This is a genomic window from Pseudomonas sp. MWU12-2345, from assembly GCF_023242385.1.
In the GTDB taxonomy this organism is placed as follows: Bacteria; Pseudomonadota; Gammaproteobacteria; order Pseudomonadales; family Pseudomonadaceae; genus Aquipseudomonas; species Aquipseudomonas gingeri_D.
This window is the reverse complement of sequence record NZ_JALLJA010000024.1, coordinates 63,006-85,386: the sequence shown is the minus strand read 5'-3', so window position 1 is coordinate 85,386 and position 22,381 is coordinate 63,006. Positions and strand designations below refer to the sequence as shown.

General features: G+C 65.0%; 17 protein-coding genes. 10 read left to right on the top strand and 7 right to left on the bottom strand.

Going from position 1 to position 22,381, the window contains the following annotated elements; genetic code table 11:
- Positions 1 to 14: 14 nt before the first annotated feature.
- From M5C71_RS30665 to tagH, 7 genes are all read right to left on the bottom strand, one after another.
- Positions 15 to 743 (bottom strand): protein phosphatase 2C domain-containing protein, encoded by a 729-nt coding sequence (locus M5C71_RS30665; protein WP_103495512.1) that lies wholly within the window; start codon positions 741 to 743, stop codon positions 15 to 17.
- The gene (gene tagF / locus M5C71_RS30660; RefSeq protein ID WP_152736659.1) at positions 744 to 1,397 is read right to left on the bottom strand and encodes a type VI secretion system-associated protein TagF; all 654 of its coding nucleotides are present in this window, start codon (positions 1,395 to 1,397) and stop codon (positions 744 to 746) included.
- Complete coding sequence (gene tssM / locus M5C71_RS30655; protein WP_248769486.1) at positions 1,394 to 4,897, bottom strand: type VI secretion system membrane subunit TssM; 3,504 nt, start codon at positions 4,895 to 4,897, stop codon at positions 1,394 to 1,396. Before tssM ends, tagF begins: the two co-directional genes overlap by 4 nt.
- On the bottom strand, positions 4,894 to 6,213 hold the full coding sequence (locus M5C71_RS30650) for a DotU family type VI secretion system protein (RefSeq protein ID WP_248769485.1): 1,320 nt from the start codon (positions 6,211 to 6,213) through the stop codon (positions 4,894 to 4,896). Before M5C71_RS30650 ends, tssM begins: the two co-directional genes overlap by 4 nt.
- Positions 6,214 to 6,219: 6 nt before the next feature.
- The gene (gene tssK, locus M5C71_RS30645; RefSeq protein WP_152736658.1) at positions 6,220 to 7,554 is read right to left on the bottom strand and encodes a type VI secretion system baseplate subunit TssK; all 1,335 of its coding nucleotides are present in this window, start codon (positions 7,552 to 7,554) and stop codon (positions 6,220 to 6,222) included.
- A gap of 15 nt (positions 7,555 to 7,569) precedes the next feature.
- Positions 7,570 to 8,079, bottom strand: coding sequence for a type VI secretion system lipoprotein TssJ (gene tssJ / locus M5C71_RS30640; protein ID WP_248769484.1), 510 nt, complete (start codon positions 8,077 to 8,079; stop codon positions 7,570 to 7,572).
- Between the two features lie 62 nt (positions 8,080 to 8,141).
- Complete coding sequence (tagH, locus tag M5C71_RS30635) at positions 8,142 to 9,548, bottom strand: type VI secretion system-associated FHA domain protein TagH (protein ID WP_248746904.1); 1,407 nt, start codon at positions 9,546 to 9,548, stop codon at positions 8,142 to 8,144.
- A gap of 392 nt (positions 9,549 to 9,940) precedes the next feature.
- Here tagH and tssA point away from each other — a divergent pair, with 392 nt between their 5' ends.
- The 10 genes from tssA to M5C71_RS30585 all read left to right on the top strand — a co-directional run bounded on the left by tssA (position 9,941) and on the right by M5C71_RS30585 (position 22,381).
- Positions 9,941 to 10,969, top strand: a complete 1,029-nt coding sequence (tssA, locus tag M5C71_RS30630) for a type VI secretion system protein TssA (protein WP_248746905.1) — start codon at positions 9,941 to 9,943, stop codon at positions 10,967 to 10,969.
- 81 nt (positions 10,970 to 11,050) lie between these two features.
- Positions 11,051 to 11,566 carry a type VI secretion system contractile sheath small subunit gene (tssB, locus tag M5C71_RS30625; RefSeq protein ID WP_103495520.1) on the top strand — a complete coding sequence of 172 codons (516 nt, stop codon included), beginning with the start codon at positions 11,051 to 11,053 and terminating at the stop codon, positions 11,564 to 11,566.
- A 15-nt stretch (positions 11,567 to 11,581) separates the two neighbouring features.
- Complete coding sequence (gene tssC / locus M5C71_RS30620; RefSeq protein ID WP_248746906.1) at positions 11,582 to 13,075, top strand: type VI secretion system contractile sheath large subunit; 1,494 nt, start codon at positions 11,582 to 11,584, stop codon at positions 13,073 to 13,075.
- 86 nt (positions 13,076 to 13,161) lie between these two features.
- Entirely contained in the window at positions 13,162 to 13,650 is a 489-nt protein-coding gene (locus tag M5C71_RS30615; protein WP_103495522.1) for a type VI secretion system tube protein Hcp, read from the top strand.
- Between the two features lie 155 nt (positions 13,651 to 13,805).
- The gene (gene tssE / locus M5C71_RS30610) at positions 13,806 to 14,321 is read left to right on the top strand and encodes a type VI secretion system baseplate subunit TssE (protein WP_103495526.1); all 516 of its coding nucleotides are present in this window, start codon (positions 13,806 to 13,808) and stop codon (positions 14,319 to 14,321) included.
- On the top strand, positions 14,318 to 16,177 hold the full coding sequence (tssF, locus tag M5C71_RS30605) for a type VI secretion system baseplate subunit TssF (RefSeq protein WP_248769483.1): 1,860 nt from the start codon (positions 14,318 to 14,320) through the stop codon (positions 16,175 to 16,177). Before tssE ends, tssF begins: the two co-directional genes overlap by 4 nt.
- The gene (tssG, locus tag M5C71_RS30600; protein ID WP_248746908.1) at positions 16,141 to 17,193 is read left to right on the top strand and encodes a type VI secretion system baseplate subunit TssG; all 1,053 of its coding nucleotides are present in this window, start codon (positions 16,141 to 16,143) and stop codon (positions 17,191 to 17,193) included. Before tssF ends, tssG begins: the two co-directional genes overlap by 37 nt.
- Positions 17,186 to 19,861, top strand: coding sequence for a type VI secretion system ATPase TssH (gene tssH, locus M5C71_RS30595; RefSeq protein ID WP_152736651.1), 2,676 nt, complete (start codon positions 17,186 to 17,188; stop codon positions 19,859 to 19,861). Before tssG ends, tssH begins: the two co-directional genes overlap by 8 nt.
- Positions 19,862 to 19,999: 138 nt before the next feature.
- Entirely contained in the window at positions 20,000 to 21,931 is a 1,932-nt protein-coding gene (locus M5C71_RS30590; RefSeq protein ID WP_248769482.1) for a type VI secretion system tip protein VgrG, read from the top strand.
- 15 nt (positions 21,932 to 21,946) lie between these two features.
- Complete coding sequence (locus tag M5C71_RS30585; RefSeq protein WP_100939801.1) at positions 21,947 to 22,381, top strand: DcrB-related protein; 435 nt, start codon at positions 21,947 to 21,949, stop codon at positions 22,379 to 22,381.

Below are 22,381 nucleotides of genomic sequence, written 5' to 3'. Positions count from 1 at the left end.
GGTGTCGGGGGTCTTCAGGTGGCTTTGACGACAATCGCCGTGATGTTGTCGGGGGCGCCCCGGGTCAGGCCCAGGTGCACCAGGCTGCGGACCACGTCATAGGGGTCGGCATGGGCCAGCACGTCGCGGATCTCGGCGTCTTCGGCGGTCTTGTTCAAGCCGTCGCTGCACAGCAGGTAGGTGTCGCCGGGCAGTACCTGGAACGGCACCATCGACAACTCCACTTGCGCCTCCACGCCAATCGCCCGGGTGACGATGTTTGCTCGTGGGTGCACCCGCGCCTCGGCCTCGCTGAGCAGGCCGCTGTCCTGCAGGTCCTGGACATAGCTGTGATCGCGGGAAATGCTCTCCAACTGGCCGTCACGCAGGCGATACAGGCGACTGTCGCCGGCCCACAGGCACACGCCTTCGGCCCCACGTACCGCCAACAACACCACGGTGCTGCCCATCATCGCCACGCCACGGTGGGCGGTTTCCTCGCGCACGGCGGCATTGACCTCGGCCAGGCGCGAACGCAAGGCCGAGGTGTAGAGCCCCAGGGCGTCCGAGGGCGGGATGCGCCGCAGGGTGTCGACGATCAGGCTGCTGACGTAGTCCCCCGCCGCGTGCCCGCCCATGCCGTCGGCCACTACCCAGAGCCCGGCGCCGGGCAGCTCCAGGAAGGCGTCTTCGTTGATCTGGCGGACCATGCCGACATGACTGTAGCTGGCCGACTGGTAAGTGATTGCAGGTGTCTGTGCCATTTAGATCGACGCCCCCCTGCCCAAAAGGAAACTGCCGAAATCGGCGGTCGCCGGCAGGCCCGCGCAGCGCATCAGGCCGGCCTCGATCCGCTGCGAACCACGTCCCCACCAGAGGCTGCTGCCGACACAGGCCTGTTCGGCCAGGGCGCTGGCGCGGCTCGCTGCGTCGAGCGCGGCAAAGCGTTGCAGGCCGGCGAACTCGCTGCTCGGTGCCTTGTTGGCGAACGGCAGGCCACCCAGGTCCTGGACACCCTGGTCGAAAGCCTCGAAACCGGCGTCTTCCTCCAGTGTCGCCAGCAACAGGGCTTCGGCCCGTTCGAACCAGGCATCCGCGCCGCCGACCACCGCCGCCAGGGCGTGCTCGGAATCGAGGGCCACGGCCACGGTCAGTGGAAAATAGCGGCCGACCCGGTCGATGCTCGGCATCAACACCCCGGCCACCGCGTCCGGCCCGCAGACGCCCGGCGCCAGCACAAAACGCCAGAGCGGGCTGACCAGGTACACACCCAGCCAGTCAGCACCGAGCTGCTGCTGGCTGGCGAGCAAGCCCGAGGCCAGCCAGGCATCCCAGGGCTGGATAAAGCTCTGCGGCAAACCGCGACTGACAAAATCGCCGCGACTGGCCAGCTTGCCGTAGAAACCCACCGTTGTCATAACCGCTCCGGCAGGCTGAAGCCATTGAGCACGCGGCTCTTGAAGGGATTGAAGGCACTGCTGGCGCGCAACTCGTAGGAGATGCTCGCGCCGTCCACCCGCAAGCGCAGGTTGAAACGATCCGGCGCGTTGCCGGCCACCAGGTCCGATTGCTCCAGCAGGCGGAACCAGGCCCAGGGCCCGTCGAGGGTGATCCCGGAGCGCCCGCTGGCCAACGGCGGCGTGATCGACAGGCGCACCACGCCGACGCTGCCAGGGTTCGGCCATTGCATCGCCACCGGCCGGCTCGGGCCATGGTCATAACCGACCTGCTGGCCGTCGAGTTCAAGCTGGAACTGGGTGATGGACGCATCCATCGCCACTGGCTTGAGTTCGAAACGTACGGTCGGCTGGGTACCGCCCGAGCGGAAAAACGCATCGCGAATCGCTGCCGCGCGTTGAAAGGTCTGCAACACACCAGGGGCAATCCCGAGTTTCTGCGCTGCCCCCGGCTGCCACCGCCAAGGGGTTGCCGAGGTGTCGACATAGGGCTGCAGATACTTGCGGAAGTAGTTGTCCATCACCCCACCAACGCCGAAGAACAGGCCGAAGTCCTCCAACGTCGCATCCCGGGCACTGCCGGGAGTCAGCGGATAACGGCCGCTGAGGGATTGTCGGTAGACGTTGACCACTTCGCTGGTCCAGGCCGCGTTCAGTTGATTGCGCACCCCGCCCATCATGCTGTTGGTGGTGGAAGTAACCACCGACTTGACCAGCCCCTGGACCAGCGGTGGCTGGCGTTCGGCATTCAGGCTGACCCGCGTGGCGGCGGCCGAGGCCTGGTTCTTCGCCTCACCGAGCAGGGCATCGCCACTGGCACCGGACATGGCGCTGACCTGCACGTAGAGCGCATTCAGGTCCGCCAGCAAGGCATCGATGGCCGCCGGCTCGCCTTCACCCTTGTTGACCAGGGCATTGAGTTCGGCGAAGTGCGCACTCACCGGGTCTTGCGTCTCCACCGGCGCAGCATTGCCCGTCGCCTGTTCCTGACCGAGCAGGGAACCGAGGCGCTGCTTGAGTTGATCGACATTGCCCGCGACCGGCTTGCCCTGGGCCGCCAGCAGACGCTCGTCCTGTTGCAGATCCGTTTCCTTGGCCACCGCCACCAGCAGCTTTTTCAGCGGCGAGGTCGGACCGGAAATCACCCGCAGCACATCCGAGGCCTGGGCCACGCTGGTGATGGGCACGAAGTCGATATCGGCGAGCAAGGCATCCCACTGGCGCAGATAGTCCTGGAAATACAGGCGCCGCACATCCGCCGCGAGGCTGGCGACATTCTGCTGTTCGGCCGGGTCGCGGCCCAGCACCCATTGCTCTTCGGCAACGGTATTGGCCTGGTTCAGGCTGGTCAGCAGAAAGGCCTGGCGATAACCCTTGGCAGTGAAGAAGCCGCTCAGGGGATCGCCCAGGGGCTTGCCGCTCTTGCGACTGAACACCAGCGCCGCATCCCGCCCGGCGGCCTCGTTCAGACGGAAATCCGGCACACCTTCCGGCAGCTTCTGGCGTTTGACCCGGTCATAGACCCGTTGCGCCACTGGCAGTTGTTGCAGTTGGCGGCGTAGGTCGTCGATCAGCCGTTCGTCCAGCCGGGCATTCGGTGGACGGCGTTCGAACAAGGCTTGCAGATGCTCACCGAGAGCGACGCGCTGCTCCGGCGGCAGATCCCGTGGCAGACTACGGTCCCAGTCGAGGGCGATCCAGGCCTTGATGAACTGCGGGTCGTAATGCTCGTTGTCGGCCAGCATCAGGTAGGCTTTCAGGCCTTCGTAGAGGAAGTCCGAATTGCCGCCGCCGTGCAGTTGTTCTTCGACCCGGGTCAGCAGGCGCGGTGCGAACACCGCGATCAGCAACTTGCGATAGACGCTGGCGGACTCGGCTTCGAGCATATCGCCCTGGTACAGGCCCAGGCCTTCGGCCCAGTTTGGCGCATCGCCGGCCAGGTGCTTGACCGCATTGAGCAGCGGCAGCACCGCCAGCACGTCGCGTTGCGCCGGGCTGAGCTCCTGCACGCTCTGGCCCAGGGGCGCGACCTTCTGGTCGACCTGGGCGATATAGGCCTCGTTGGCGCGGAAACTCACCCACCACAGCGTACCGACCACCAGCACCACAGCGACCGTGGTCGCCAGCACCCCACGGGCCAACCATTTGCGCCGCTGTTCGACCTTGGGGTTGACCCCCACCAGCCCGCGCTCGGCGAAGGCCACGGCGGTGAACAGCTTCTCGATAAAGTAGCTGCGCCCGCTGCCGCTCTGGCGCGCCAGCTGTTGGCGGTCGAGGCTCATGCTCTGGGCCATGGCGCCGATCAGGCGGTCGATGGGGCTGCCTTCCTGGGTGCCGCTGGTGAAGTACACCCCGCGCAGCAAGGCGCGATCTTCATAGGCATTGGGCTTGAACACGCCGTCGAGGAAATCCTGCAGACAGGTCTTCAACGCGCCGAACTGCTGCGGGAAACCGTAGATCAGGTCGCGCCGCGCCGGGTCGCGTTCCTGTTGCAGACGCTCCACCAGCCGCGCATTGAGGCGCTGCTCGAGCCCGGCAAACTCTTTTTGAAAACTCGCCAGCGGACCGGCGGCGTTCTTGCCGTCGTCCAGGTCGAAGGTCATGCCCCAGACCTGGGCCCGCTCTTCCTTGCTCAGGGCATCGAAGAACTCCATGAACCCTGGCACCAGGTCGAGCTTGGTCAGCATCAGGTAGATCGGGAAACGTACACCGAGCTGGGTGTACAACTCCTGGATACGGGCGCGGATCGCCGTGGCATGGGCAGCGCGCTCGGCGTCGGTGCTGAGCAGCAGGTCCGACAGGCTGATGGCGATAAAGGCGCCGTCGATGGGCCGCCGCGGACGCTGGGTTTTCAGCAGGCCGAGAAAACCCAGCCAGGCCGCCTTGTCCACCTGGGCATGGCTATCCTGGGTGGTGTAGCGGCCGGCGGTGTCCAGCAGCACGGCTTCGTCGGTGAACCACCAGTCGCAGTTGCGCGTACCGCCGACACCGCGAATGGCCCCGGCGCCGAACTGCGCGGCCAGGGGGAAATGCAGCCCGGAGTTGACCAGCGCGGTGGTCTTGCCCGAACCCGGCGGGCCGATGATCACGTACCACGGCAGCTCGTAGAGGTTGCGACGTTCGTCACCGCCGAGCTTGGCTTTCTTGAGAAGCGCCAGGGCCTCGGCCATGCGCTGGCGCAGGGTCGCCAGCTCTTCGGCGGTGGCAACACTGGCGGGGTCCGGCGGGGTCTCCGCGGCCAGGCTCTGCATGACCTTGGCGGCCTGGCGCCGGGCCTGGATCAGACGGAACACGCGGTAGGCGATCCACAGCGCGAAGATCAGGATGATCAGCGTCCAGCGCCGACCTTCCGGCACCAGCACTTCCAGCAGCGGACCGACAAACCAGATGATCAGGCTCAGGGCGATCAGCCCCAGCAGCGGAATCACCCAGCGAACGACAAAACTGAAAAACGCCTTCACTCGACGCCCTCCGCCAAGACTGTGATTTCCACCCGACGATTCTTCGCCCGGCCCTCGGCCGTGGCGTTCGAGGCCAGCGGCTCGGTGTCGCTACGCCCTTCGGCGCTGAAGCGTTCCGGTTGACCGGTCTTCGCCGCGAGGATCTGCAGCACCTGCTCGGCCCGGGCCTGGGACAGCGCCCAGTTGGACGGGAAGCGTAGGGTCGCGATGGGCCGGTTGTCGCTGTGCCCGGTGATCCGCACCTGGCCTTTCACTTTGCGAATGGCGTCGGCGATGCGCAGCATCAGCGGCTGGTAGTCGTCGACAATGCTGGAGCTGGCCGAAGCGAAGAGTTCGTCGCCGCGAATGGTCACCACCGAGCGGTCGACCTTGTCTTCCACGGCGACCTTGCCGGCCTTGATGTCATCGGCGAGGAAACCGGCCAGGCGTGGCCGTTCCACCACCTTGGGCTGGATCACCGGACGGTCGATGGTCTGTACCGGGATCTCGCCCAGGGCATGGATATTGCGAAACACCGGCTCGGCGTCGGCGGCCAGTTTCAGGCGCAGGCCGAACAGCAGGACCAGCAACAGCGCCAGGCCGACGGCGATGCCGACCCAGGGCGGCATGAACTGGCTCAGGCGATCCCGCACCACCGTCAGGCCGCGCCAGTGCGGCGACAGCTCGCGCTCATATTCGCAACGGGCACTGCGGATCGCCGCGCTGGTGCGCTCGCGCAGGGCATCGAGCTGGCTGCGACCGTCGATCATCACCCGGTAGCGACCTTCGAATCCCAGGCAGATGCACAGGTACAACAGCTCCAGCAGATACAGGCGTTCGCGCGGACTTTGCAGGCAATGGTCGAGCAACTGGAAGACCTTCTCGCCACCCCAGGCTTCGTTGTGCACGGTGATCAGCAGACTCTGCTTGCCCCAGTCGCCGGCACTGCCCCAAGGCGTGCTCAGCACCGCTTCGTCGAGGGCGGTGCACAGCGCGTAACGCGCCAGCAGCACCTCGTTGCGGGCCATACCGGCACCTTCGGCACGCTCTTCGAACTGGCGCAGATAAGCCAGCAATTGCGCCCGCAGGCTGGCCGGCGCCGGATGGGCGATGGTGTTGCGCAGGCGCGTGAGCAAGGCGAGCAAGGGGCCGGCGGCGCTCTCCAAGGGGTTCAGGCCTTGGGACTGGCCGATCGGCAGCGGCGCGGCCGGCACCGACAGCGGGGCCGCCGGTTCGGCACGGGCAGGCTCAGGCGCCCGACCACCGGGGCGCGGCATAAACTGGGTACGGTCGTTGGCAGGCAACGGTTGGCCCGACAGATCATCGTTGGCATTCATCACGGCTTATCCTCGGATTGCCCAGAAGGCCAGGTTCAAGCCGGGAAAATCGCCGGCGACATGGAAGGCGAAACCGCCGGAGTTCTGCAGCTGTTTCCAGTGCTCGCTGCCCCGGTCGAGTTCGTAGTAGGTGGAGCCGGCATGGAACGGAATCTGCCGTGGCGCCACCGGCAGCGGCAGCAGGCCGATGCCCGGCAGTTGCAGGTTGACCAGATCGCGGATGTGCTCCACCGAACCGACCTTGCTCTGCTGGGCGAAGCGCCCGCGCAGGGTTTCGCTAGGGATATCGGCGCGCACCACGAGGATGAAGCTGGCGTTGTCGATCAGGCCGCGGTCCGCCAGCATTGCGACGTGGATGCCATAGGCTTTCTCGACAATCGGAATCGGCGTCGCCTTGCTGTCGATCAACATAGACAGAGCTTCGCGCAGGGCCTGCATGACCGGCGCGAAGCTCAACGCCAGGTCATCGTGTTGATAGGCCGGGAAGGTGGCCGGGCGCCGACCGCTGCTGGAGAAGGTGGCAAACTCGCCGGCCAGGCTGACCAGCTCGCTGTACAGGCGCTCCGGGTGCAGGGGACTGATCTGGCTCAGGTGGCTGATCAGCGGCTGGGCGCGGTTGACCAGTTGCAGCAGCATGAAATCGGCAATTTCCGAGGCACCGCCGGCGCCCGAGGCCACCACGCGCCCGGCCAGGGCTTCGCCGCGCTGGTGCAGCAGGCCCAGCAGTTCACTGCGAAACGCCGTCAACGGTTTGCTCGCGGTCACATCAAGTACCGGCGGCACATAGCTGTCGTCGAGGACCAGGGCGCGGTCGGCGCGCTTTTCCTTGACCCGCACCAGACCGATGGCGGCGTAATCGCCCAGGCCATCTTCGGCGGTCAACAGACGCAAGGCCCGCGAACCCAAGGCCACCGGCGCGCGGTTCTCGAATGGCGCGTTATCGTCACGGACTTCGCGGACCTGGCTCAGGTAACGCGCACCACCCAGCGCCTCGCCTTCGTCGACGGTGTCCCGCGAGCCGGCGCGCTTGAGCGGCAAGGCCAGGTAGACCAGGCCGTCGCGCAGGCTTTCATCGATGGTCAGCGGGCTCGGTGCCAGGTCATCGTGAGGGATGTTGAACGGCGTGCCATCCGGCAGCAGGCCCCGGGCCGAGACGATGGCCAGCTTGCCCTGGGCCAGCAAACCCTGGTCGATCAGCAGCTCGGAAAAACCCCAGGCACCGACGGCCAAGGGTCGGCTGCGCGCGTCGATCAGGTTCTCCAGATAGCGGTCATGCTGCTGGAAGTGCTGCGTTCCGATGAACATGCCTTCCGACCAGACCACTCGATTGTTCCAGGACATGGCTTCTCCGTTTGCCTAGGGGGCGGTGCGGGTTGGGGTCACGACAATGGCGCTGCGTACGGCGCGCACATCGAGGCTGATCTGATAGTCGTTGAGCTGCTTGGGCGTGATGACCAGCAGCGTGCGCCAGAGCGCCTGGTCGACTTCGCGATAGCCCACCACCAGGCCGACCTGGCGGGTCGCGGGGTTGAGTGCTCGTTCGATATCCAGTTGCTCGCCGGGCTGGACCAGGACTTCATCCTGGTCGATCAGGTCGGCGCCGAGGGTCGCCTGGGCGCGGTCGGCCAGGGCGAAGTAGTCGGCGCGGTTGAAGTTGGCACTGTTCTTCAACTCGAAAATCCGCACGCGCACGGGTGCGGGCACGCCGTCGGCGCCGGGGTTGAGCCCGCCAATGGCGTGGAAATGCAGGGAAGCGGTAGCGCTGTCGGCCACGGGGGCGTCAGCAGGCGCTGGGGCAGCCGCCTCCTTGGCACATGCGCCGAGCAGCAGCGTAAGGGCTGCGGCCAGTAAAACTCGGTGAATCATCCTGCGTCCTCAATGACGTTATGAGCTTTCCGTTAAATCCTGTTTTGCAGACAACCGCGCGGCTACAAACGCCCCGATCCCTTGCGCAACCGCGCGCTGTGTTCCTCATACGCCCGACTGAACTCCCGCCCAAACAAATCCTGGAAATCCTCTTCGGCCTCACGGGAAATATTCGTGTAAAGCTCGGTGAACTGCTGCCAGTACTGGGCCTGGCGCGAACCGCTGAACAGGTTCGACAAACCGCCGGGCTTGCCCATGCGGGTCTCCAGCGCCGACGGTTCGAAACGCTTGAGCAGGTGTTTGATCGCCGCTTCCACCCCAGCCATCACCGCCATCTGGTGCGCCCGCAGATCGTCGAAACTGTCGCTGACCGCCTGGTCCGGCGCCATAAACGCCTGGTTGCCGTGACGCAGCAGCAGGAGCAGCGCTTCATCGGCGTTCGGGGCGAATTTCAGCGGGTTGTTTTCCACCGGGCGGATCAGCGTCTGCTGCATGCGGAACTCGCCCTTGAGACTGCTGCGGGCCCGCAGCACATCGATCAGGCCCTCGACCATCAGCCGGTAGCTGCGGCCGATGGCTTCCATCTGCGCCTCCACCTGGGCGGTGTCGATACGCAACTGGTCGAGGCCGGCGCCACGCAGGAAGGCTTGCAGCAAATCGGCTTGGGGCGCACCGCTCGACACCGCCACGGGTGCCGGCTGGCTGACCGGGGCCACTGTCGGCGTGGGCATGGGAATCGGTGTCGGCTCGGCGACAGCCTCGGCAATCGCCACAGGAACAGGCGCCGCAATCGGCGCGCTGGCCGGTGCCTTGGGCGTGTCGCCAAACAAGTCCCAGTCTTCGGGAATCACCCCGGCGCCCGGCGCTTTCGGCAGCACCACGGGTGCCGGGCTGATCACCGGCGTGGGAGGTCGAAAGTCATGCTGCTGCGCCGGCACATGGTCCGACTGGGTCGCGGGTGGAATGCTCGACGGCGCCAGGAAATCAAACAGGTCCGGCAGCGTATCCATCGCCGAACCGCCCTGGAAATGCGCGGCCGGGGTGCTCACCGGCGAGGCGGCCGGAACAGCGGCCGCGCGCCCCATCAACGCTTCGAAACTGTTGGACGAATCGCCCCCCGACAGGCTGTCCCGGGCCAGCTGCAGGTTGAAATCGATACGCGCACGGATCTCGTATTCACCGATGCGGATGATCTCGCCGTCCTGCAACGGTTCGCTGTTACCTCGACGCAAACGAATACCGGCCTGAACTAACTCCACGCCATTGGTACTGGTGTCCGTCAGATAGTAACGACCATCCTTGTATTGAATAACGCAATGTTTCGAGGAAACCAGCCGCTCCGGATCGGGAAGAACCCAGTCATTCTCGGAACTACGGCCAATTGCCATCACCCCGGTGTCCATGGATTTCTCCGGACATTGACCAGGGGTGATCTTGTGATAACTAGTGATAGTCAAACACAGCGACATTGCGCCTCCTTGCAGTACATCCACGCGCGAGCCACCCGGCACAAACACCTTGCGCCGAGCCCCGCCATGGCCACGAAAATCCGCTAAAAAACCTATCTTTTTCAGCCAGTTCGCCGAATCTAGCGAATTCTACCTACAAAATTATTAAAAACGCACACGCTCTGACTCAGCAGTCGACAGCCTTGACGAGTGTGTCACAACGGTAACAAAGGGCCGATAGCTTACCTTGACAAGCTATAACTACTACACCAAAAATGCACAACTTCTTGTTTACAAGTGATAGCTCAATGATATCACCCTGTATATACCCACGAGAAATATGAGAGTTTTCTGAAGGAACTTTCGGAACAAATGCCTGACTATCCAGCAGGCCGATAAGGAGATCGAATTTGGTGGATGTGCCGTTGTTGCTCGCCGCTGTTTCAGCGAACTCGCCTTGTGGCGAGGATCTGGAATATGACGCGCAATTCTTGCAATTGGAGCGTGATGCCCAAGGTAAACCCGAGCGCATCATGGGCGACTCGGTGCAAGCGGCCGAACCGCCGGCGTGGCGCGCCATCGAGCAGTCGAGCACGGCGCTCCTGCAACGCAGCAAGGACCTGCGCATCAGCCATTTTCTCGTGCAAAGCGCCCTGGCCCTCGACGGTTTTCCGGGACTCGCCAATGCCCTGGCCCTGGTCAGCCAGATGCTCCAGCAGTACTGGGCCGAACTCTATCCGCTGCTCGATGCCGATGACGACAACGACCCCACGGTGCGGATCAACGCGCTCTCGGGGCTGGCCTGCGAAACCAATATCCGCCTGTTGCGCGAAAGCGTGCTGACCCGCTCCCGGGCCTTCGGCACCGTGACCCTGCGCGCGGCGCTGAATGCCAGCGGCCTGCAAGGTTTCTCCGACGAAAGCCTGAACGCCGACGAACTGTCCGGCGCCCTGCGCGACAGCGACCCCGAGCAGCTTGCCGCCGTACGCACCGCGCTCAACGAAGCCCGTGGCGCCGTCGACGCCATCGAGCGTTTCGTCAGCGACCAGGTCGGTTCGGCCGAAGGCGTGGATCTCACCGCCCTGCGCCAGCCGCTCAAGCTGGCCTTGCAGATCCTCGCCGAATACGCGCCCGGCACTGACACCGGCGAATCGACCGCGAACGCATCCGAGCCGGCCCCCGCCGTGCATGGCGAAGACAGCGCCGCCCCGATCGCCCCGCGCGGCGCGCCACCGGGCGAGATCGGCAACCGCGACGATGTCCTGCGCAGCCTCGAGCGTCTGCTGAACTACTACGCCCGCCACGAGCCCTCCAGCCCGCTGCCGGTGCTGTTGAACCGGGCGAAAAACCTGGTGCACGCCGACTTCGCGACCATCGTGCGCAACCTGATTCCCGACGGCCTGTCCCAATTTGAAAACCTGCGGGGCCCCGAGGGCGACTAAGCCCGCCGAGACCGCGCCGCTTAGTTAACGGCAACCACCGATAACGCCAACACCGTCGCTTGAGCGACCAGGAGCAACAACGTGGCGAACACCAGCTCTCAGAAATTCATTGCGCGCAACCGCGCGCCACGGGTCCAGATCGAGTACGACGTAGAACTCTACGGCGCCGAGAAAAAGGTCCAGTTGCCCTTCGTCATGGGCGTGATGGCCGACCTCGCCGGCAAGCCCGCCGAGCCGCTGCCAGCGGTGGCCGACCGCAAGTTCCTGGAAATCGACGTCGACAATTTCGACTCGCGCCTCAAGGCCATGCAGCCACGGGTGGCGTTCCACGTGCCGAACGAATTGACCGGCGAAGGCAACCTGAGCCTGGACATCACCTTCGAAAGCCTGGAGGACTTCAGCCCGGCCAACGTCGCGCGCAAGGTCGATGCCCTGAACAAGCTGCTCGAAGCCCGTACCCAGCTGGCCAACCTGCTGACCTACATGGACGGCAAGACCGGCGCCGAAGAAATCATCATGAAGGCCATCAAGGATCCGGCGTTGCTCCAGGCCCTGGCGAGTGCGCCAAAGCCCCAGGACTCCGAGCCCAGCGCTTAATCAGGACGAACGATCATGACCCAGTTGCAGCAAGACAACCAAGCGTTGCCCGGCACCAGCACCGAGCCCAGCGAATTCGCCAACCTGCTGATGCAGGAATTCAAACCCAAGACCGAGCGCGCCCGCGAAGCCGTCGAGGGCGCCGTGCGCACCCTGGCCGAACAGGCCCTGGCGCAGACCGACCTGGTGTCCAACGACGCCATCAAGTCCATCGAATCGATCATCGCCGCCATTGACGCCAAGCTCACCGCGCAGGTCAACCAGGTGATCCATCACCCTGAGTTCCAGCAGCTGGAAAGCGCCTGGCGCGGCCTGCACTACCTGGTCAACAACACCGAAAGCGACGAACAGCTGAAGATCCGCGTGCTGAACATCGCCAAGCCGGAGCTGCACAAGACCCTGAAGAAATTCAAGGGCACGGCCTGGGACCAGAGCCCGATCTTCAAGAAAATGTACGAAGAGGAATACGGCCAGTTCGGCGGCGAGCCTTACGGCTGCCTGGTGGGCGACTACTACTTCGACCAGTCGCCACCGGATGTCGAGCTGCTCGGCGAGCTGTCCAAGGTCTGCGCGGCGATGCACGCGCCGTTCATTGCCGCCGCTTCGCCGACCGTGATGGGCATGGGCTCGTGGCAGGAACTGTCGAACCCCCGCGACCTGACCAAGATCTTCACCACCCCGGAATATGCCGGCTGGCGTTCGCTGCGTGAATCGGAAGACTCGCGCTACATCGGCCTGACCATGCCGCGCTTCCTGGCACGCCTGCCCTATGGCGCCAAGACCGATCCGGTGGAAGCCTTCGCCTTCGAAGAAGACACCGACGGCGCCGACAGCGCCAAGTACACCTGGGCCAACGCGGCCTACGCCATGGCGGCGAACATCAACCGTTCGTTCAAGCACTACGGCTGGTGCTCGCGGATTCGCGGCGTCGAATCCGGCGGCGAAGTGCAGAACCTGCCGGCCCACACCTTCCCCACCGACGACGGTGGCGTGGACATGAAGTGCCCGACCGAAATCGCGATCTCCGACCGTCGCGAAGCCGAGTTGGCGAAGAACGGCTTCATGCCGCTGTTGCACAAGAAGAACACCGACTTCGCCGCGTTCATCGGCGCCCAGTCGCTGCAGAAACCGGCCGAATACGACGACCCGGACGCCACCGCCAACGCCAACCTGGCCGCGCGCCTGCCGTACCTGTTCGCCACCTGCCGCTTCGCCCATTACCTCAAGTGCATCGTGCGCGACAAGATCGGCTCGTTCAAAGAGAAGGACGAGATGCAGCGCTGGTTGCAGGACTGGATCCTCAACTACGTGGACGGCGATCCGGCCCACTCCACCGAAACCACCAAGGCCCAGCACCCACTGGCGGCGGCGGAAGTGGTGGTCGAGGACGTCGAGGGCAACCCGGGTTACTACACCTCCAAGTTCTTCCTGCGCCCGCACTACCAGCTCGAAGGCCTGACCGTTTCGTTGCGCCTGGTCTCGAAACTGCCGTCGGCAAAAGGGGCGTAAGCCCAAACCCGCAACCACAGCGCACCCGCCCCCACGCGGCGGGTCCTGGCTAATCACATCGTGGTGAAGACCACACTGGAGAAAACATGGCTGTTGATATCTTCATCAAGATCGGCGACATCAAGGGCGAGTCCCAGGACAAGGCCCACAAAGAGGAAATCGACGTCCTCAACTGGAGCTGGGGCATGTCCCAGTCCGGCAACATGCATATGGGTGGTGGCGGCGGTGCCGGCAAGGTCAATATCCAGGACCTGTCGTTGACCAAGTACGTCGACAAGGCGTCGCCGAACCTGATGATGCATTGCGCCAGCGGCAAGCACATCGACAAGGTCACCCTGGTGGTGCGCAAGGCCGGCGGCGAAAGCCAGGTCGAGTACATGAAGATCGACCTGGAAGAAGTGCTGGTCACGTCCCTGAGCACCGGCGGTTCGGGCAGCGATGATCGCCTGACCGAAAACGTCACCCTGAACTTCGCCCAGGTCAAGGTCGAGTACCAGGAGCAGAAAGCCGACGGCTCCAAGCAAGGCGGCCCGGTCAAGTTCGGCTGGAACATCCGCTCGAACATCAAGCTCTGACCCCTACGCCCCTGGCGCTCAGCGTCGGGGGCATGCGGTGTTACCCCGAATTCGATTCACTCCCGGTGTCCGAGCATGGCCAAGCCTTCGTTTCCCGTTCAGTGGCGCTGCCGCCGCGCAGTGTCCAGCCCCTGTGACGTCGCGCGATGAGCAATGTGCCGAGCGACCTCACCCTGCGCGAACGCCTGCAACCGTCGCTGCTCGACCGCCTGACCGACGACGAACCGGGCACTCTCCAGGAAGGCAGCGACAAACGCGTGCTGTCCCTGAGCCAACTCAAGGCCTCGGTGCTGCGTGACCTGACCTGGCTGCTCAACAGCACCAGCCTGCTCGACGCCGACGCCACCCTGCACACCCCGGCCGGCACTTCGGTGATCAACTACGGCCTGCCGGCGCTGGCGGGCAACAGCGCGTCGAGCATCGATGTGGCCGCCCTCGAAGGCCTGATCCACACCGCCATCACCACCTTCGAACCGCGCATCCTCAGCCATACGCTGCGGGTCCGGGCCCAGGTCGCCCACGGCGAGATGAACCACAACGCCCTGAGCTTCGAGATCGAAGGCGATCTCTGGGCGCTGCCGGCTTCATTGCCGCTGCTGCTGCGCACCGACCTCGACCTGGAATCCGGCCATGTCCGCGTGGTCCCCGCCGAGCAACGGAGACGCTCATGAACCCGCGCCTGCTCGACCTGTACAACCAGGAGCTGCAACACGTGCGCGAAAGCGCCGCCGAGTTCGCCAAGGAATACCCGAAGATCGCCGGGCGCCTGACGCTGTCCGGGCTTGATTGCGCCGACCCCTACGTCGAACGCCTGCTGGAAGGTTTCGCCTACCTCACCGCGCGGGTGCAACTCAAGCTCAATGCCGAATACCCGACCTTCACCCACAACCTGCTGGAAATCGCCTACCCGCACTACCTGGCGCCAACACCGTCGATGACCGTGGTGCAGTTGCAGACCGATCCGGACGAAGGCTCCCTGGCCGGCGGTTTCACCCTGCCCCGGGACAGCGTGTTGCGCGCCACCTTGGGCAAGGACACCCAGACTTCCTGCGAGTACCGCAGCGCCCACGCGGTGACGCTGTGGCCGTTGCAGGTCAGCCATGCCGAGTACTTCGGCAACCCGTCGGCGGTGCTCGGGCGCCTGGCCGCCAGCGAGCCGAAGGCCAAGGCCGGCCTGCGCCTGACCCTGCGCACCGGCGCCGAACTGCCGTTCAACCAGCTCGACCTGGACAGCCTGCCGCTCTACCTCAACGGTGCCGACGAGCAGCCGTTTCGCCTCTACGAGCAACTGCTGGGCAATGCCTGCGCGGTGTTCGCCCGTGCCCCCGGTGGGGATTGGGTCGAACGCCTGCCCGCCGATGCCCTGCGCGCCTGCGGCTTCGACGACCGCGAAGCGGCGATGCCGGTGGTGGCCCAAGCCTTCCAGGGCTATCGGCTGCTGCAGGAATACTTCGCCCTGCCCCAGCGCTACCTGTTCGTCGAATTCGCCGAACTGGGCCGCGCGGTCAAGCGTTGCGCCGGCCAGGAGCTGGAACTGATCGTGCTCTTCGAGCGCTTTGACCCGAGCCTGGAAAGCAGCGTCGGCGCCGCGCAGTTCGTGCCCTTCTGCACCCCGGCGATCAACCTGTTCCCACGTCGGGTGGACCGTATCCACCTGTCCGAGCGGGTCAACGAACACCATGTGATCGCCGACCGCACCCGGCCCATGGACTTCGAGATCCACTCGCTGACCGGCGTCACCGGCCACGGCACCGGGCCCGACCAGCCGTTCCTGCCGTTCTATGCCGTGCGCGATCCATCTCGCTATGGCCGCGACCAGGCCTACTACACCCTGCGTCGCGAACCCCGGGTGCTGTCCAGCGAACAACGGCGCAAAGGCACCCGCTCGACCTACGTCGGCAGTGAAACCTTCATCAGCCTGGTGGACAACCGCCAGGCACCTTACGGCCACGACCTGCGCCAACTGGGCGTCAGCGCCCTGTGCACCAACCGCGACCTGCCGCTGTTCATGAACGTCGGCAGCGGCAAGAGCGACTTCACCCTGGCCGACAGCGCCCCGGTCTCGGCGATCCGCTGCCTGGCCGGGCCGAGTCGGCCACGGGCCAGCCATGCCCACGACAACCAGGCCTGGCGCCTGATCAGCCAGCTGTCGCTGAACTACCTGTCGCTGAGCGAAGCCGGCCAGGGTGCCGCCGCCCTGCGCGAATTGCTGCGCCTGTATGGCGAAAGCAACGACGCCGCCCTGCAATTGCAGATCGAGGGCCTGCGCGAGGTCAGCAGCAAACCCTGTACCCGGCGCCTGCCGATGCCCGGGCCGATCGTCTTCGGCCGTGGCCTGGAGATCACCCTGGAATTCGATGAAAACGCGTTTCGCGGCACCGGAGTGTTCCTCCTCGGCGCGGTGTTCGAACGCTTCCTGGCACGCTACGTGTCGATCAACAGTTTTACCGAGACGGTGATCCGTACCACCGAACGCGGCGAGATCATGCGATGGAAAGCCAAGCCCGGACGTCGTCCGACCCTGTGAGCACGCTCACGGCGATGCAGGCCGAACCCTGGGAATACGACTTCTTCCAGGCATTGCGGCGTATCGAGTGCGAATCGCCGCACCTGCCGCGCTTCGGCCACTCCCAGCGCCTGGCCGACGACCCGCTGCGCCTCGGCCAGCAGCTCGACTGCGCCTTCGCCCCGGCGACCCTGGCGTCCATGACACCGGCCAGCGAGACCACGCCGGCGCGACTCGAACAGTTCTTCTTCGGCCTCGGCGGCCCCAACGGCCCGTTGCCGCTGCACCTGACCGAGTACATGCGCGAGCGCCAGCGCAACAATGCCGACAGCACCAGCAAGCGCTTCCTCGATGTGTTCCACCATCGCCTGCTGAGCCTGTTCTACCGGGCCTGGGCCGAAGCGCGGCCGACCGTCAGCCATGACCGCCCGGACGACGACTACTGGTCCGCGCGCCTGGCCGCCCTGAGTGGCCGGGGCATGCCCAGCCTGCTGAAACAGGGACTGATCCCGGACACCGCCAAGCTGCACTTCAGCGGCCACCTCGCCGCCCAGACCCGCTACCCCGATGGACTGCGCGCCATCCTCCAGGAGTATTTCGGGCTGCCGGTGCAGATCGAGGAGTACGTCGGCCAATGGCTGCACCTGCCGGAGCGCAGCCGCGTCGGCGTCAGCGCGCACCAACTGGGCGTCGACTTCTGCCTGGGCCAGCATGTCTGGGACCGCCAGCACAAATTCCGCATCCGCGTCGGCCCGCTCAAGCTGGCCGACTACATGGGCCTGCTGCCCGACGGTGAACCCTTCCGCCACCTGGTGGCCTGGGTCGCCGAATACCTGGGGCACGAGCTGGACTGGGACCTGAACCTGGTCCTGGAACAGCCGCAAGTGCCCAAGCTGCAACTCAACGGCCAATTCCGCCTGGGTTTCAACACCTGGCTCGGCCAACCCCAAGAAGACGCCAAGGACCTGATCCTGGCCCGGCACTACGCCGATCAGGCCACCTCGGCCCACCATTCAAGGAGCCCGGACCATGGGTGAAATCAGCCGCGCCGCGTTATTCGGCAAACTCAACAGCGTCGCCTACAAGGCCATCGAAGCCGCCACGGTGTTCTGCAAACTGCGGGGCAATCCGTATGTGGAGCTGAGCCACTGGCTGCACCAGTTGCTGCAATTGCAGGACTCGGACCTGCACCGCCTGATCCGCCAGTTCAACATCGAACCGGCGCGCCTGGCCCGCGACCTGACCGACGCCCTGGACCGCCTGCCGCGCGGCTCGACCTCGATCACCGACCTATCGTCCCACGTCGAAGAAGCCGTGGAGCGCGGCTGGGTCTATGGCAGCCTGATGTTCGGCGAAAGCCAGGTACGCACCGGTTACCTGATACTCGGCATCCTCAAGACCCCGAGCCTGCGCCATGCCTTGCTGGCGCTGTCGTCGGAGTTCGACAAGATCAAGGTCGAGGCCCTGAGCGAACGCTTTGACGAATACGTCGGCGACTCGCCGGAAAATCACCTGGGCGCCAGCGACGGTTTCACGGCCGGGGCGGTGCCGGGCGAAGCCAGCGGCGCCATGGCCCCCAGCGCCATGGGCAAGCAGGAAGCCCTCAAGCGTTTCACCGTGGACCTGACCGAACAGGCCCGCAGCGGCAAGCTCGACCCTATCGTCGGTCGCGATGAAGAGATTCGCCAACTGGTGGATATCCTCATGCGCCGCCGCCAGAACAACCCGATCCTCACGGGCGAAGCCGGCGTCGGCAAGACCGCCGTGGTCGAAGGCTTCGCCCTGCGCATCGTCGCCGGTGACGTGCCGCCGGCCTTGAAAGATGTGGAGCTGCGCAGCCTCGATGTCGGCCTGCTGCAGGCCGGCGCAAGCATGAAAGGCGAGTTCGAACAGCGCCTGCGCCAGGTCATCGAAGACGTCCAGGCCTCGCCCAAGCCGATCATCCTGTTTATCGACGAAGCCCACACCCTGGTGGGTGCCGGTGGCGCCGCCGGCACCGGCGACGCGGCCAACCTGCTGAAACCGGCACTGGCCCGTGGCACCTTGCGCACCGTGGCCGCGACCACCTGGGCCGAGTACAAGAAACACATCGAGAAAGACCCGGCCCTGACCCGCCGTTTCCAGGTGGTGCAGGTCGCCGAGCCGTCGGAAGACAAGGCCCTGCTGATGATGCGCGGCGTTGCCTCGACCATGGAAAAACACCATCAGGTGCAGATCCTCGACGAAGCGCTGGAAGCTTCGGTGAAGCTGTCGCACCGCTATATCCCGGCGCGCCAGTTGCCGGACAAATCCGTCAGCCTGCTGGACACCGCCTGTGCCCGGGTCGCCATCAGCCTGCATGCGGTGCCCGCCGAAGTGGATGACAGCCGTCGACGTATCGAAGCGCTGGAAATCGAGTTGCAGATCATTGCCCGCGAACATGCCATCGGCGTCGATACCGCCGCCCGCCGCAGCAACAGCGAGAACCTGTTGAACGCCGAACGCGAGCGCCTGGCCGAACTGGAAGTGCGCTGGGCCGATGAGAAAGCCCTGGTGGACGAACTGCTTGCCACCCGCGCCGAGCTGCGCGCAAGCGCCGGCGTGGTGGACAGCGATATCGAGCTGGGCCACGCGCTGCGGGAAAAACTGGTCGACCTGCAACAGCGCCTCAGCGCCCTGCAAGGCGAAACCCCGCTGATCCTGCCGACCGTGGACTACCAGGCGGTGGCCTCGGTGGTCGCCGACTGGACCGGCATTCCGGTGGGCCGCATGGCCCGCAACGAACTGGAAACCGTGCTCAACCTCGACCAGCATCTGCAGAAGCGCATCATCGGCCAGGACCATGCCCTGCGAATGATCGCCAAGCGCATCCAGACCTCCCGCGCCGGCCTCGACAACCCGAGCAAGCCGATCGGCGTGTTCATGCTCGCCGGCACCTCGGGCGTCGGCAAGACCGAAACCGCCCTGGCCCTGGCCGAAGCCATGTACGGCGGCGAGCAGAACGTCATCACCATCAATATGAGCGAGTTCCAGGAAGCCCATACCGTCTCGACGCTCAAGGGCGCCCCGCCCGGCTATGTCGGTTACGGCGAAGGTGGCGTGCTGACTGAAGCCGTGCGGCGCAAGCCTTACAGCGTGGTGTTGCTGGATGAAGTGGAAAAGGCCCACCCGGACGTGCACGAGATCTTTTTCCAGGTTTTCGACAAGGGCGTGATGGAGGACGGCGAAGGCCGGGTGATCGACTTCAAGAACACCCTGATCCTGCTGACCACCAACGCCGGTACCGAGCTGATTTCGCACCTGTGCAAGGACGCCGACAACGTGCCGGACCCGGAGGAGATCGCCAAGGCGCTGCGCCAGCCGCTGCTGGAGATTTTCCCGCCGGCGTTGCTGGGGCGCTTGGTGACCATTCCGTACTATCCGCTGAGCGACACCATGCTCAAGGCGATCACCCGCTTGCAGTTGGGACGGATCAAGAAGCGCGTGGAAAGCACCCACAAGGTGGCCTTCGATTTCGACGACGGAGTGGTGGACCTGATCGTTTCGCGCTGCACCGAGACTGAGAGCGGCGGCCGGATGATCGACACCATCCTGACCAACAGTTTGCTGCCGGACATGAGCCGCGAATTCCTCACGCGCATGCTCGAAGGCAAGGCGCTGGCGGGGGTGCGGATCAGTGAGCGGGATAACGAATTGCATTACCAGTTCAGCGACGCGGGCGCCTGATCCGACGTCTTCGCGGGCAAGCTCCGCTCCCACAGTGTCTGTGTCGTTCCCGTATTTTGTGTACGACAGAAGACCTGTGGGAGCGGAGCTTGCCCGCGAAGAGGCCCGCCCGAACACCACAATACCCAGAGATAACCCATGCTATTCACCCAAGCCACCCGCCTGGCCCAGATCAACAGCCCCCTCGGGCCGGATGTCCTGTTGCTCAAGGATTTCGGCGGCGGCGAGGAGCTGGGGCGGCTGTTCGACTACGAATTGCACCTGACCTCCAACGACGGCGCCCTGGACCTCAACCAGTTGCTGGGCAAACCCATGAGCCTGTCGCTACAGGTCCAGGGCGGCCTGCGCTACTTCCACGGCATCGTCGCCCGCTGCAGCCAGAACGTCAGCCAAGGCCAGTTCGCCAGCTACTCGGTGACCCTGCGCCCCTGGCTCTGGCTGCTGACCCGCACCTCCGACTGCCGGATCTTCCAGCACCAGAGCATCCCGCAGATCATCAAGCAGGTGTTCCGCGACCTCGGTTTCTCCGACTTCGAAGACGCCCTCAGCCAGCCCTATCGCGAGTGGGAATACTGCGTCCAGTACCGCGAAAGCAGCTTCGACTTCGTCAGCCGGCTGATGGAACAGGAAGGTATCTACTACTACTTCCGCCATGAAAAGGACCGCCATGTGCTGGTCCTGGCCGACGCCTACGGCGCCCACCACAGCGCCCCGGGCTACGAATCCCTGCCCTACTACCCGCCGGACGGCCAGCATCGCGAGCGCGACCACCTCAACGGCTGGCACCTGGCCCAGGAAGTCCAGCCCGGCTCCCTGGAACTCAACGACTACGACTTCCAGCGCCCCAGCGCACGGATCGACGTGCGCTCGGCCATGCCGCGCCCGCACACCGCCGGCGACTATCCGCTCTACGACTACCCCGGCACCTACGTGCAGAGCCAGGACGGCGAGCATTACGCCCGCACCCGCATCGAAGCGATCCAGAGCCTGCATGAACGGGTCGAGCTCAACGGCAATGCCCGTGGGGTGGGCTCCGGGCACCTGTTCAGCCTTACCGGCTTCGGCCGCCAGGACCAGAACCGCGAATACCTGATCGTCGGCGCCCGTTACTACATCGCCCAGGAAAGCCTGGAGTCCGGCGCGACAGGGGCCGGCGCGCAGTTCGAAAGCAGCCTGAGCTGCATCGACGCGCAACAGAGCTTCCGCCCCCTGGCGAACACCGCGCGGCCCACCGTCAAGGGCCCGCAGACCGCCGTGGTGGTGGGCCCGGCCGGCGAGGAAATCTGGACCGACCAGTTCGGCCGGGTCAAGGTGCACTTCCACTGGGACCGTCACGACCAGTCCAACGAAAACAGCTCCTGCTGGATTCGCGTGTCCCAGGCCTGGGCCGGCAAGAACTGGGGCTCGATGCAGATTCCGCGGATCGGCCAGGAAGTCATCGTCAGCTTTCTCGAAGGCGATCCCGACCGGCCGATCATCACCGGCCGGGTCTACAACGCCGAACAGACGGTGCCCTACGACCTGCCCGCCAACGCCACCCAGAGCGGCATGAAAAGCCGTTCGAGCAAGGGCGGCAGCCCGGCCAACTTCAACGAAATCCGCATGGAAGACAAGAAAGGCGCCGAGCAGCTGTACATCCATGCCGAGCGCAACCAGGACATCGTGGTCGAGGTCGACGAGAGCCATGCGGTGGGCCACGACCGCAACAAGAGCGTGGGGCGCGACGAGACGGTGACTATCGGCTCGGTGCGCCTGCGCGCGGTCAAGGACGACGACATCCTGGTGGTCGGCCGCAAGAAGACCGACAGCATCAGCCAGAGCTATGTCATCGAGGTCGGCGAAAACCTGCGCCTGGTCTGCGGCGAAAGCGTGCTGGAGCTGAACGCCAGCGGACAGATCAACCTGAGCGGCGTGCAGATCAGCTTCCATGCCTCGGGCGATGCCGAGTTCAACACCGGCGGCACCCTGCACCTGAACAACGGCGGCGGCCCCGGTGCGTCGCCCGAAGGCCAAGGCGTCAAAGGCAGCATCGACGCCAGCGTCGAGGCGATGTTCCCCAAGCCCAAATAACGAGATTCGCGAGCCATGACCTACCGCCTCAATGAATTCCAGTTCGCCCTGCCCGAGAGCGAGCTGCTGGACGCCTCGATCAATATCCTCAAGTTTCCGGAGCTGGGGACTTCGCTGATCGTCAGTCGCAGCCAGCTGGCCGAGGGTGAAACCCTGCAAAGCAACTTCGACGCCCAGCTCAAGCGCCTGGAGCAACAGGTCCAGGAACTGCGCTACCAACCGGGCCAGGCCGTGCGCCTGGGCGCCGATCAGTCGGTGGACGGCATCGAGCTGCGCAGCCAGTTCAGCAAGGGCGCGGAGAAGGTCTTCCAGTACCAGCTCGCGCTGGTGTTGCCGGGCACCCGCAAGATGCTCGCCCTGAGTTACGTCAAGGCTGACAAGTTGGGGGATGCCGAAGCGGCGCATTGGGCGACGATCAAGCAGTCCCTGCAATTCGACCGGGTGGTGTGA